We start from the raw sequence: 14,394 nt of genomic DNA on the forward strand, positions 1-14,394 counted from the left end.
TTTTTCAGACTTTTAAAGTCTGTTTTTTTTATGAATATTATTATTTGATAAATTAAGTATGATTGTTATAATTAAAATTAAAGGTATATATAAATGAGTCAATATAAAGAATTAAATAGCAATAATAAAAATAAATCATTAGTAACTTTATTAATGATATTTAGTATTTTATTTTTATTATGTGGGATTGCATTAATTTTAGTTTCAATTATTTCTGGAAAGATTTTTACAAAAATTTTTAATCGCAATGGTAATGCTACTATTCCGAATTGATATTATTATTTAATATTTGATATAGGTTTTTTTAATATTATTTTTAATTTAATTTTTATTTTATATATAAGAAATGGTTTAAACAATAGTAAATATAGTTTATATCAGCAAAAAATATATTTGCTTGCTAATCTATTGATATTTATTATTGCAGTTTTTCCAATTTTTATAGTATCAATATATTTAAAATATATTGACCTTTTAAAAAAAGAAAGTCTTGAAGATGAAGAAAAATTTGATAAATATATAAATTCAAATGCTATTCCAAAAAATAAAAATAAAAAAATAATGTTATATTTATTTATTTTTTTAATAATTTTAGTCAATTTTTTATTAATTATGTTTTTAAATTCTGATTATAAAGAATCTAAAGTCGAAGAAAAGCGTTTGATATTAGCTTTAAATTTTATTGTATTTATCTTTTTTTGCATCATTTTATTGATAAGTCCTAAATTATTATGTGATACAAATATTTATTTAAATGAAAACAAACAAATTAAAAAGAAATGATTAATTATTGGTATGATTCCTATAATTGGATCATTCATTTTACTGATTTATTTTTACAATAAAAAAGATAAAAAACTTCATAATAGTTAATAATTAAATTCATTATTAAATAATAAGTATATTAACTAATGTATAATAAAATATGGAAAAAATAATAATAATAATAATAATAATAATAATAATATCAATATAGAAATCAAATTTAATAACAAACAAAGTGGAAAATGTAAATCATATTTAAAATTTTATAGTTTATTTTTAATTATATTAGGTATCAGTTTAATAGTTTTTTTCAATAGTATATGGAAAGGTATATATTTGACGTATTTTTAGAAGTGATAATGAATCTCATCCAAAATGGTATTATCATTTATTGTTTGATTAGGTATCATTTACTTTGCTATTAATTTACCTTTTTTTGCAAAACCGGAAAGTATTGCAAAAAATACTACGTACTCACTTTACCAAATTAAAATTTTTATGTTATGTCTTTTATTAATAACTATCTTAACTATATTTTGTTTATTTACAATTTTATTATTTTTAAAATATGTTAATGCTCTTAAAAAAGAAGGGTATGATGACAAAGATAGATATGAAAAATACATAAGTTTTGATAAAAATAAAATATTAAACATATCAAAATTATTAGTTTTTGGGTTTGGTATATTTATCATGTTCTTAGTTCTTTTAAGTTTATGTATATATTTTAAAATTGAAAATGATATTAAAAGTAATAGAATAGTAATTCCAATATTGAATTTCACATTCTGATTGTTAATTTTTTTACTAAATTCAATTTGTGGATATTATTTAACTGGTACTAGTGTTTTTTTAAATAAAGATAATAAAATTGATAAAAAGTGAATAATTATTAGTGCTATACCAGTAATTGGTGCAATTATAATAATTAATTATCATAAAAAAAATAAAAATATCAGTATTAAATAACAGAGAAGAAAGAAAAATGAGTGAAAAAGAAATGAAAAGTAATGATAATTTAAAAACCAAAAATAGCTTAGAAAGTAAAAAAATATTACATTTTTTTATCAATTTATTCTACATTACTAATGATTGCTGGAATATCTATTTTTGCAGCGGTCATAGTTTGTAGCAATTTTTTAGTAATATCTGCTAAAGCTGGTCAAAACATAAATCATGTTTAATGATATTAATATATTCTTTTTTATACTGGAATATATTTTATAGTTACTCATTTTACATATTTATTTTTTACAAAATTTATTATAAAAAAAACACATCACTCACTATATCGATTAAAAATCTTTGTAATAGCAAATGCTTTTTTAATGGTAATAACTATTTTACCAACATTTAGTATGTTATTATTTATCAAATATGCAGATGCTCTTAAAAAAGAAGGTTTTGATGATAATGATAGATATGAATATTATATAAATAATAAATTAAACAAAAATTCATTTATTGGAGGTCGAACTTGTTCTGTAATTGTGTTTATGATTATGACAATAGGTCTTGTTGTATGATTTTTTTGCTTTAATAACTCAACAAATGATACAAAGTTAATGGCTATAAAATATTGTGTTACTGGGTTTTTTGTATTTTTAAATCTTGTTACAACTGCCGGGCTTGGCGCTACATTTTTAAGCAATTCAAAAATCTATTTAAATGAAGAAAAAAGTTGATAGAAAATGATTGATATGTGCTTGAATACCAATTTTAAGTCCATTTATTATTGGAACTTGTTTTTTGGTAAGAAAATAAAAAACTTTTATAAATAATTGTATTTATTTTTTTTATTAATATTATAAAATTAAGAGAAAAGAGGCGATAACTATGGATGATAAAATTTTAAAAAAAACTATTTCTATAAAAACTCTTAGATTATGAGGAAAAAACCCAAGATATACCGATCTTGTTTTTATAAATATTGAAAAAATCGGATCAGAAGACTTTATAATTAATGAAAATTTAATGGGTGTAGAAAGTGATATGTATAAAGAAAATTATAGGGAAAATATGAAAAAACTTTTAGCACCAGCCGATTCTCCAAAACTCACTTATGACTTAATTGAATCAATGATGGAAGGTTTCGATTCATCTATTGATGATATGTTTGTTGTAAGACCGGTATGGTTGGATAATTATAATTATAGTAAATCAAAAGATATTTATTATGTTGTTGAAGGAAATAGAAGACTTCTAGTAATTGATTTATTAAGTGACAGAAATAGTTCTAGAAAGTATTTGAAAGAATTTACTGAAAAGCTAGAAAAAGATTTAAATAAAACTAATTTTAATAATGATCAAAAAAAAGAGACTATCCTAAAAATTAAAATAAATAATTTTAAAAAAATTTTAGCAAAGTGTGAAGAATATGATAAGAATCCCAAAATTGGATTAAGTATATCTTGCAAAGTATTAGATTATAATTTTTTCATTTCAAAAACAGGTATGGAGCAATTAAATAAAGTTTTGAATTCTAGACACTTTGGCAAGAAAAAGGGAAAAATGAATTGACCAAGAGGTCTTATATTAAAAAAAATTTATTCATTAATAGTAAAGTTTGTTATAGAAGCGAAAAATAGAAGTGAAAATATTGATTGAAAAGTAATAAACAAAAAAATTGAAAATACTATTGGTAAAACAATAACAAGTTCTGATTTAAATAATGCTATTTTTTTTGTTGAGTGTATAAATGCATGAAATGCGGATAAAAAAGATAATGAAAAAATAAAATTTGGTGATACAGAAAATGGGGATATTGATACTTCTGAAATAATTTTATATAATGATGAAAATCAAGAACTTTTACAAATAGACACAGAAGATATAAGTGGTTTTTCTGTTTCTGCTCTTGAGTTGGCAAAAACAAACTTAATAATACTAGATAAAGATTTAACTAAAAAATCATTATCAAAAGTTATAAAGTTTGTTTATGAAGACAAAGAAAAAATAAGTGATAACTCAAGTATTATCAAAATAAAAAGAAAAACGGAAAATACTTTTATAGATAATCATGACGTAGTACAAAAAATTTTAAAAGAGATTACAAATGCCGTTTATAACAAAGAAATCACAACTAGATCATCTAAAAATAGTGATATAACGGAATCCGGTAAAAAAATTCGTCAACTAATTTTTCCTTTGGGATATGATTCCGAGGAACTTAAAAATAATATTTATAACATATCTTTGGAACAAATTGGAAGCATAAATCCTGAATTAATAGAAGATGTTAAAATAAAAGTAATAGTTACAGATTTTCAAGATATAGATAGTACTTTAGAAAATAATTCGCTTAAATATAAATATGATAACTCTGAAAATAATTTAATATCAAATATAAAATATATTTGACTAAAAGAATTTGAATTAATTAAAAAATTTAAAAATCAATTGTTAGTTTCTGATATATCTGTAATTATTTTTAGCTCATTACTTAGAACTACTATAGAAGTTATAAATTGTTATATATTTTCTAAACTATGCATTTTTTACTTAGAAAATATTGAAAAGTTTGAAAAAAAAGAATTTGATGAAAAAATTTGTAATATAGTGAGTGAAAATATAATAGATACAAAATTAAATGAAATTTTAAGTAAAATACCTTTCGAAACAGAAGAAAATCAGATTACAAATGGTAAAGATTGGTTCAATAATTTTAAAAAATTAAACGAAAATGATAAAAATATTTTCATAGAAGACGTAAGAAAAATATTTGACTGTTTTATGGGTTGTTATGTAGAAAATACATTTCATCCAGAATCAAAAATTCTAACAAAAGAGGATATTATGTCTAATAAAGAGTTTTTAAATAAGTATTTTTTTGGTACCAGTTATAATGGGAGTAATATTTTAAATGAAGTATATAAAAAAATTACCACAAAACAAGAGTGAGATGATTTCATAAACTTTATTATAACTGAAAAAATTTTAGGAATAGAAGATAGAAAGGTTATCGAATGTTTTGAATTGATTAAATTTTATTATGATAATAAAATTTTATGATTTGATGACGAATATAAAAAAAACTCATTAATTGTAAATAGGCTAATTCATAAATCAATGTTTGCGCAAAGAGTATATGAACTTAGTGGGATTATTTATTTGGACTCAATAACTGATTTTTTAAAAACTATATTAAAAAAAGTTCTTAATTTTGTTAATTAAATTAATATTTTTACGATGTAAGGAGAAAAAAATGCCAAATGATAACAATGAAGTTATATATGAAAAAATAAGAAAAATATTTAAAAATAAGAAAAAAGTTTTAAAAAAAGATATAACTTGAAAAAATTATTCAAGGATGTGAGGAGATAAAACACATAGAATTTGCTCATATGTGGCAATGTTCCCACCGAGGCTAGCGAACTACTTTATAAAAAAATTTTCAAAAGAAAACGATTATGTATTTGATACTTTTTCGGGTAGAGGAACAACTATACTTGAATCAAGATTGTTAAAAAGAAAAGCTTTTGGAATTGATTTAAATCCTTTTGCATATGTATTGTCAAGGGCGAAGTCCAAAAGTTACTCGTGAGAAATTATCGAAAATGAAATAAATATTTGAAAGAGAAATTATGATAGTTTTAATGAAGCGATTATATTGGATGAAAATTTAAAAGTATTTTATAGTGATGAAAATTTGAGGCAACTAACATTTATTAAATATAAATATGGAAGAAATTGAAACAACATAAATGATGTTGATAATTATATATTAGCAATAGTTTTGGGATTAATGCATGGTCCAGCCAAGAAAAACGGAGAAAGTATATATTTCTCGTTAAGTATGAGTAATTGTATTTCGATGTCAAAAAATTATGTTATAAAATATGCTAAAAAACATGATTTAATTAAGCCTGTTGATGATATTTTTGAAAAAATAAAAAAAAGAGCGAAATACATTATTGGAAGTTCTCAATATTCTAATGAAGAGGCAAAAATCGTATATGGTAATAGTTTGAATATAACAAATTATATAGATGCAAAACCAAAACTTATTTTTACATCTCCCCCATATCTTAATATAATTAACTACACTCAACAAAACTGAATTAAAATGTGACTTTTGGGTTTTGAGGATAAAATTGATAATAATAATATAGGATTGGATGATAAACATAATCTAACAAATTATGTTAATTTTATGATAAATTATATGACTTCTATAAGCAAAATAATGGATAAAAACTCTACTCTTGTTATAGTTATTGGTGAAGTTTTAAGAATAAATACAATATATTCTTTTGATGATATGTGAAAAGAAAAAATAAGTAAAATTATTAAAAATCTAAAACTTATAGAAAAATATACAGATCCAATCGATCAAAACAAAAAAGCTACAAATTCAATGGGCCAAAGAGCTGGAAAATCGACAAGAATTGACAAAATTTATGTATTTAAAAAAATATAATTAATTTACATTAGAACTAATTTTGAGTTTTTCAGCACTAATATAAATCATAAGTTTATGCAAAAATTTGACATAACCTACTTTAATATATATACTATTTCTTGTATTGATGTTTATACGTTGCATAGATCTTAACCCTTTAGGTATTTATGCTTTGTTTAAACCCATTCAATCAAAATAGAGACTTAAATAAAGGGAGAAATACATGGTTTCAAATAAGGAAAAAACCGATATTGTTAAGCAATTTGGAAGTAACGATAAAGATACTGGAAAAGCAGAAGTGCAAATCGCATTACTTACAAGTGATATTAAAAACTTGCAAGAACATTCACAAAAACATAAAAAAGACTATTCATCAATTAGAAGTTTAGTTAAAAAAGTTGCTCAAAGAAGACACTTATTAAATTACTTACTTAAAAAAGATGTTAATAGATATAAAGCAGTTATTGAAAAATTAGGGATTAGAAAATAGATTTAAAAACTTACTATTTATAGTAAGTTTTTATTTTATCTTTAAAAAAAGTTTTTCATTTTAAAGCGATTTATTTACAAGTTTTATTTTTATTATATTTGCATCAGTTTTTAGTTCAACAAGCTATATTATTTATAAAAACACTAGTAATTTCAATAATGTTGTAAACTATGCAAAAGCATCAAACATTAGCATTTATAAAAATGATTTAATGTGGTCGGGACAATCATTACAATACTTTTTATATAAGCATTCAAATATTAATCAAAACAAATATATAAATAACTTAAAAATAGATATATAAATTTTAGAGTCAGAATAGGAGATAAAGATAAAGAACAAGAATTTAAAGATAATTCTTATTTATTTAATATGTATTTAGTATCTAATGCAATAAATATTTCTATGTATGGATTAACAAATTATGAAGAATTTTTTGAAGAAACATTTGCAAAATGACAAACAACTTATATAGTATATACAGAATATTCTTTAAATAATTTTAAAAAAGAAACTGATAATGATCAATGCTTAAAAAAAATGATGAAGTAGTGCAAATATTTATGCTATTTTAAATCATGAATTTGGTCACGCTATGGATGGACATATAATTCAATTATTAAGTGAGGGAAGTCATAGTAAAGATAACTTTAAATAAATAGTAAATAGTAACTTTAAAAATAATCTATATAATGGACAAATATTTAGTGAAGTTATAGTAAAAGAACCAGATCCAATAAATCCTTCAGAATCAAATGATTCTAGTCAATCAGGAGACAATCTCAACCAAGTGATAATCAAAATTCTAATAATATTGAACCAAATACAAAAGAAAATACTTTATACGAAACTGAACAAGATACAAAAGAAAATGTTGAAAGTAAATCTAATAATAATTGGGTTTTGCCAACATCACTTGTTATTGGTTTTATATTAGTGACAATTGTAATTAGAAGTTCTATTTTTGAGATAAAAAGAAAAAGAAAAAGATAGTATATTTTCATCAGGTTGATATATCTAAAAAATAATATAAATAAATTTATTTGATATAAAAATCTTAATTTATTTTAAATCATTCATACTTTATGATTAATCTTATAAAGAATCTGCATTGTGCTATATATAAAATAATGTAAAAATATATTGAAATTTTTACATTATTTTATTTTTTTAAATAAGTTTTTATTTATTCACCATGTTTGTCTTGTTATATTAAGGCTACTTTTATTGTATACATTTATTCCTTTACTAGCATGTGGTCTTAAATGTACTAATAAATCATCTCCTTTTTGAATAAAATTTGGTTTTATTCTATCAGATTGATCTAAGTTCATTATTCTTAATATTTCATCTTTAGTTAATTCATAAACTTTTTCTAAAGTTTCAATATCATCATTTGAAAAACTATATTCATAAATGCTTTCAATAGTTTTATTTTCTTTATTTATCCCAATAACAATATATTTAAACAAAACTACTTTACTATAGAATTCACTATCATAAAAGTTATTATTTATAGTATCATAAATATTTAAATCATGTTGTGCACCTATTTCTTCTTGTATTTTATTGTTTTTTAAAACTTTACAAACTATTTTATAATCAGTGCTAATTAAATAGTCAAAAAGCAAGTTGTTATTTAATTTTAAATACTCTTTAAAAGCATTTCTATGAGGACTTTTACCAAAAGCATTCCAGTTTCCATAATTACTTAAATCTGTGCCAATTAATTTTTTTAGTTCTGAAATTACTTCATTATAATCGTAGGCAACTTTATATTCTTTTTTGTATTCACTAAATAACTCAAAAATTTCTTTTTGATCTCTGTATTGAGTTATTAAACTATTTATAAATGGTATCTTAAACGAAAATGCTCTTTGCTTAGCTAATATTTTATTATGTGGTTGATTTCTAACGCTATTAGCAGAACTACCTTTTGTACAAGCTGCTAAAAGATCTGTATCTTTTTCTGATAACTCGTGTGCTAAACCATCATTTACTTTGTTTTTAATAATTTCTCAATCTTTTTTGATTATTTCATATTGTTCATTTTGTTTTATATTATAAATAAATGCATCTATTACAAATCATTCTTCTTTGGGTAAGTTAAAATCATGTAAATATACAATAACTAAGGTTATTTTATTCTTTAAAAATAAACTACTTTCTTCAAATTTTGTTTCTTTATCTAAGATTTCATAATTAATTAAATTTAAAACCATTCTTTCTTTAGGAGCAACTTTATATTTTTTGTTATTTATTTTATAGATATGAGTTTTAGTCTCATTTGCTAAATCAGTTTGTTTTACAGGTATTACTTTTAGTTCTATATTTAAATCTAAAAAATCAGGTTCTTTTTTACTGTTTCTTGATATATTAAAAAGCTTTTCTTGAATTAAATTACCTATACTTCCTTTATCTTTTTGATTAAAATCTATATCTCATAAGTCTTTAAATTTTATTCCAATAATTTTTCTAGCTTTATCAAGAATTTCTTGTATTTTTAATAGTTTATTACTCTGATCATTATTCATTTTTTTACCTGCCTATGTTAATATTATATTTGTTTTAGAATGAGGTTTGCATGAAAAAAATTACTGTTGTTGAATTATTTGCTGGAGTTGGTGGTTTTAGATTAGGTTTAGAAAGAGCTAATAAAAATGCATTTGATTTTGTGTTTGTAAATCAATGAGAACCTAATGAAAAAATGCAACATGCTTTTAATTGTTATGTTAATAATTTTGGTAATGAAAATGCAATAAATGAAAACATAGTTGATGCTAAAAACAAAATACCTAATAATCCTGATTTGATAGTAGGGGGTTTTCCTTGCCAAGATTATTCAGTTGCAGCTACAAATGCTAAAGGAATAGAAGGTAAAAAAGGTGTATTGTGATGAGAAATAAGTTGAATAATAGAAAATAAAAATCCTAGATTTTTATTATTAGAGAATGTGGATAGATTATTAAAGTCTCCATCATCTCTTAGAGGTAGAGACTTTGCTATTATGTTAATAAGACTTCATAAATTAGGTTATAACGCTGAATGACAAGTTATTAACGCTGCAGACTATGGGATGGTTCAAAGACGTAGAAGAATTTTTATTTTTATTTGAAAACAAAGTGAATCTAAATATAAAAAGTCAATATTTGAAAAGCATTTTAAAAGTACACCTAAAATTGAACCTGTTGAGTTTGATTTAATAGATGAATATCCAAATGAAATTGATGCTTCAAATAATTATAAAAAAGGAAAGTTTTTAAATAAAGGTACTTTTATAAATGGTATTGTTAGGATGTACGATTATAATCCTGTTTTTAATGGTAAAAAAAAGATATTAAATGATGTTTTATTAGAAAATTTTGATAAAAAATATTTTTTATCAAATGAACAAATTGAAAAAATGAAATATCTAAAAGGAAAAAAATCAATCGAAAGAATAAGACCTAATGGAGAAAAGTATTTTTATACTGAGGGATCTATGAGTTTTTATGATGATATAAATAAGCAAGCAAGAACTATTATAACTAGCGAAACATCTATGAATAGATCTACGCATATTATAAAAGTAAAAAATAAATATAGATTTATTACACCAATTGAAGCTGAAAGAATTAATGGATTTCCCGACAATTGAACAGAAACAATAGCATCTGAAAAGAAAAGATATTTTTGTATGGGTAATGCATTAGTTATTGAAATAATAGAAAGATTAGCAAAAAGTATTATTGATTTATTTTAAAATATAAAACAATTGAAAATTATTTAGTTTTTTAAAAATAGTTATTTTTTTAATATAGAAAGTTAATTAATAATAAGATTATGATATATGTTTTATTAAAATGTATTATAAGCTTATTTGGATAGCGAAAACTTATGAACTTTATTTAAGCCTAAAAGTACTTATCATTTTTTTGTTATAATAATGATATATAAAAATATAGGAGAATTTATGGGAAATAAAAGTGTATTAAAAAATACGTTAATATAAAAAAAAGCTAATAATTTAGAAAATGAAAACATTTTTGATGAAAATGATGTTGAATTTATAGATGAAGAATTAGAAGCAGATTTAATTTTTGACCATGATAAAAGAAAGATTTATAGAGAAAGACAAGATAAATCTTTAAAGGATATTATATCTATGATTGAAAGAGAAGAAATTATATTACAACCTGATTTTCAAAGAAAGTATGTATGAAATGAAACTAATGCTTCAAAATTTATTGAGTCTTTATTATTGAATATACCTATACCTAATATTTTTGTTTATGAAAATAATTTGGAAAATTGAGAAGTTATAGACGGTCAACAGAGATTAACAACGATTTATAAGTTTTTTAACAATGAATTTAATCTAAAAAACTTAAACGCTATAAGTGAACTAAATGGCAAAACTTATGAAGATTTTTCTGATGTAATAAAAAGAAAATTTAATAATGTAATTTTGCAATTTACAATATTGGGAAAAGAAACTTCAGAGTTTTTAAAATTTGATATATTTTCAAGATTAAATAAAGGTTCTACAATGTTGAATGCACAAGAATTAAGAAATTGTTTATATAAAGGTGCTTTTAAAGATCTTTTGAAAGAGCTATCAACATATTTGCAAATAAACTATAGATCACTTTTAAGTGAGAATATGAGAAATAGAATGTTGGATGAAGAATTAATATTAAGGTTCTTTTATATTGATGATTTATATAATAAAAACAATAATTTTAATAATTATAAAAATATTTCAATTGGTATGAATGAATTTATGAATGAGGCAAATAAACTTAGTTATGATAAAATAGATGAATTAAAAAGTATTTTCATAGATTCAATAAAAAAAGTAGCAGAATTGTTTAAAGAAAAAGTATTCAAAGTATACGAAAAAAATATTAATTCAAATCAAAAAAACTGAGGATCAAAAATTAATAGAGGTGTTTTTGAAATAGAAATGTCAGTTTTAAGAAAATATGATAGTTTAAAACTTTTAAAAAAAGAAAAAGTTATTATTGAAAAACTTGCAGATATTATGTTAAATGACAATGATTTTAGCAATTCTCTAAAAATACATACAAATAATAAAAATAGTTTAATAAAAAGATTTGAAACTTTTGAAAAACTTATTAAAGGAATAATGGAAAGTGATTAAAATGTCTATTGTTTTTGAAAGTGAACTTACATTTACAGATTATATTAAGCAAAAAATAAAAATAATTGAAAATGAAAATGACAATGAGAAAGTAAATGTTTTCTTGATTGAATTAATAATATTAGTCTTTTCTTATTTTGAACATGATTTAAAAAAACACATTGTTGATAATTTTGATAATTTAGAGTGTGCGGATGAGGATTTCAAAAACTTTATACTTCAAAGATTAATTTTTTTTCAAGAAAAAGAAAGTATCATTATTAAAATAGAGGATTATTATTCTGACAAAGAAGACTTTCAAAAGTTTAATGAAATGATAAAATTATGTTCCAAGTTTTTTGATAAAGACTTCTCATATGTAAAAAAATACTTAAAAGATGACTTTGTTCATTTGCTAACACAAAATAAAATAAGTAAACTTATAGAAAATGCAAAAAAAATTAAAAAATTAAAGATTGAATTAGGTGTAGAAGATGATTGAAGTCAAGTTGTAAATATTGAAGTTACAAGTATAGAAGATTTTTATAAAAATGAATTGTCGAATTATAGGAATAAAGCCGTACATAATTTACAAATAGATGATAATTTTTATAATAATATTTATAAGCAAAGTAAATTAGAGAGTTGATTTTTAAAAGTTTTAGAAGTACTAAATATAATAAAAAATAATTTTTTTATAAGTAAATAAAAATACCTAAATCTAAATTTTATCTATTATATATAATTTAATTCAATATACTAATATTTCTTCAATTTTATAATTTTTTATACTAGTTAACTTTAAATTTATTTAACAAAAAAGCATTTAATATTAATCTTATTTCTCATAAAAGAATTTATGAAAAAAAGTTATTGGTAATAACACAAAATTTTAAACATTCACATATAATAAGTTTTTATATTTAAATGTTTAAAATCCATTGTTAATAAAAAAATTAAAAAAATAAAATTGGTTATTGTATTTTTAGTATTAAATTATTTAATAAAAAAATATATTAATAAATAATACAACTACACTATATAAAATAAAGTTTCAAGATAAGTAATTGATATAATAATATTTATTATTATTTGAAATTTTTGGAATCATATTTTAATTTTCTAAGAAAAAAGAATTTCTTTATTTCTGATTGTATGATATAAATAAATTTAAATAAGTTGTAAAATATATTCAAATAATAGCTCAATTTTAGGTTATTTTTTTTATACAATAACGTTATAAAGTAATTCGTTTATAAAATAATTAGAAATAAAATAGTTATAAGAGGAAATCCATGAAAAAAATAAAAGTTTTTGAAACCTTTGCAGGAATAGGAGCTCAAAGAAAAGCTTTAGATATTTTAAAACAAAATAATATATTGGATTACGAAATAGTTGCAACTAGTGAATGAGACATTTGAGCTAACATAAGTTATAATTCTATACATCATAATAATAAGAATATAGCCAAAAATTTATCCGACGAAGAAATTAATAGTTTTTTATCTAACTTTACACATTCTAATGATTCAAAAAAGCCTATGAATATAGAAACTTTGTTTAAAAAACCGAGATTAGTAAGAGAACTATTATATAGCTCATATAAGAATTCTAATAATCAAGGTAGTATATTAAGTATTGATGAAAAAAAATTGTTAGAAAAAATTAAAAAATTCGATCTATTAACTTACTCATTTCCTTGTCAAGATTTATCTGCGGCTGGCAGTATACATGGATTTAATAAAGGCATGAAAAAAGGCTCTGGAACTAGAAGTGGTTTGTTGTGAGAGATTGAAAGAATACTTTCAAAACTAAAAAAACATAATAGATTGCCGAAATATTTACTTTTAGAAAATGTTAAAAATATGATATCTCAAAAGCATAAAGATGATTATTTAGACTGATTAAAATTTTTAAAAAAAATTGGATACAATACACAAACATATGTTCTAAACGCTAGAGATTATGGAGTTCCACAAAATCGCGAAAGAGTTTATGCTCTAAGTGTTTTGAGTCCAAAAAATAATTTATTTTTGGATACATATACAACTACAAAAAAAATTATCGAAAAGAATATACCTAAGGATATAACGAAAGAATACAATTTAAATTTTAAAATGTCTGAGGTATTGAAAATTGATTATAAAATAAAAAAATATTATGATGAAGCATTAAATTCCATTCCTAATAAAACTATAAGTAGAAAAAAAATGTTTTATGATAACAAAAAATTATATAGTGAAAATTTAAATACTTTAAATAAAATACCTAAAAATAATAAATGTTATAATTACAATGAGTATTTTGAAAAAAACGGTATTTTTTTAAATATTTGTAGAACAATTACAACAAAGCAAGATAGAAATCCTAATGCCGGAGTAATTGATTTAAAAAAAACCGCTTTGGAAAATATTGATAAGAGTAAAGCTAATTATAGACTTTTAACAACAAGAGAAGTTTTTTCTTTAATGGGGTTTTTTGAAGAAGATTTTGAAAAAGTGAAAAATCTAAATCTTTTAAGCAAGGCAATTTTATATAGACAAGCTGGAAATTCAATAGTTGTAAATGTTCTTGTGGTAATTTTTTATATGTTAGCAAAAATGAAAGAAGGGTAGA

General features: G+C 21.3%; 12 protein-coding genes. 11 read left to right on the top strand and 1 reads right to left on the bottom strand.

What is annotated here, in order from left to right; genetic code table 4:
* The first annotated feature begins 93 nt into the window (after positions 1–93).
* From STABA_RS02530 to STABA_RS02560, 7 genes are all read left to right on the top strand, one after another.
* Complete coding sequence (locus tag STABA_RS02530; RefSeq protein ID WP_156006214.1) at positions 94–873, top strand: hypothetical protein; 780 nt, start codon at positions 94–96, stop codon at positions 871–873.
* 267 nt (positions 874–1,140) lie between these two features.
* On the top strand, positions 1,141–1,734 hold the full coding sequence (locus tag STABA_RS02535; RefSeq protein WP_156006216.1) for a hypothetical protein: 594 nt from the start codon (positions 1,141–1,143) through the stop codon (positions 1,732–1,734).
* A gap of 359 nt (positions 1,735–2,093) precedes the next feature.
* Positions 2,094–2,453, top strand: coding sequence for a hypothetical protein (locus STABA_RS02540; RefSeq protein ID WP_156006218.1), 360 nt, complete (start codon positions 2,094–2,096; stop codon positions 2,451–2,453).
* Between the two features lie 148 nt (positions 2,454–2,601).
* Positions 2,602–4,938: a hypothetical protein gene (locus tag STABA_RS02545; RefSeq protein ID WP_156006220.1), complete on the top strand. Its 2,337-nt coding sequence runs from the start codon at positions 2,602–2,604 to the stop codon at positions 4,936–4,938.
* Positions 4,939–4,969: 31 nt separating this feature from the next.
* A complete protein-coding gene (locus STABA_RS02550; protein WP_156006222.1) occupies positions 4,970–6,184 on the top strand; it encodes a DNA methyltransferase in 1,215 nt (404 codons plus the stop codon).
* A gap of 205 nt (positions 6,185–6,389) precedes the next feature.
* The gene (rpsO, locus tag STABA_RS02555; RefSeq protein WP_156006224.1) at positions 6,390–6,656 is read left to right on the top strand and encodes a 30S ribosomal protein S15; all 267 of its coding nucleotides are present in this window, start codon (positions 6,390–6,392) and stop codon (positions 6,654–6,656) included.
* Positions 6,657–7,028: 372 nt separating this feature from the next.
* Positions 7,029–7,208, top strand: coding sequence for a hypothetical protein (locus tag STABA_RS02560; protein WP_156006226.1), 180 nt, complete (start codon positions 7,029–7,031; stop codon positions 7,206–7,208).
* Between the two features lie 605 nt (positions 7,209–7,813).
* On the opposite strand, the gene STABA_RS02565 is transcribed toward STABA_RS02560, so the two are convergent.
* Positions 7,814–9,190, bottom strand: a complete 1,377-nt coding sequence (locus STABA_RS02565; protein WP_156006228.1) for a MutH/Sau3AI family endonuclease — start codon at positions 9,188–9,190, stop codon at positions 7,814–7,816.
* Between the two features lie 50 nt (positions 9,191–9,240).
* On the opposite strand from STABA_RS02565, the gene dcm (STABA_RS02570) reads away from it, so the two are divergent.
* From dcm (STABA_RS02570) to dcm (STABA_RS02585), 4 genes are all read left to right on the top strand, one after another.
* Positions 9,241–10,398: a DNA (cytosine-5-)-methyltransferase gene (gene dcm, locus STABA_RS02570; protein WP_156006230.1), complete on the top strand. Its 1,158-nt coding sequence runs from the start codon at positions 9,241–9,243 to the stop codon at positions 10,396–10,398.
* A gap of 396 nt (positions 10,399–10,794) precedes the next feature.
* A complete protein-coding gene (locus tag STABA_RS02575) occupies positions 10,795–11,799 on the top strand; it encodes a DUF262 domain-containing protein (RefSeq protein WP_281349616.1) in 1,005 nt (334 codons plus the stop codon).
* Positions 11,792–12,487, top strand: a complete 696-nt coding sequence (locus STABA_RS02580) for a hypothetical protein (RefSeq protein ID WP_156006234.1) — start codon at positions 11,792–11,794, stop codon at positions 12,485–12,487. Before STABA_RS02575 ends, STABA_RS02580 begins: the two co-directional genes overlap by 8 nt.
* Before the next feature lie 586 nt (positions 12,488–13,073).
* A complete protein-coding gene (dcm, locus tag STABA_RS02585) occupies positions 13,074–14,393 on the top strand; it encodes a DNA (cytosine-5-)-methyltransferase (protein WP_156006236.1) in 1,320 nt (439 codons plus the stop codon).
* Position 14,394 lies beyond the last annotated feature (1 nt).

Source organism: Spiroplasma tabanidicola (assembly GCF_009730595.1).
GTDB lineage: Bacteria > Bacillota_I > Bacilli_A > Mycoplasmatales > Mycoplasmataceae > Spiroplasma_A > Spiroplasma_A tabanidicola.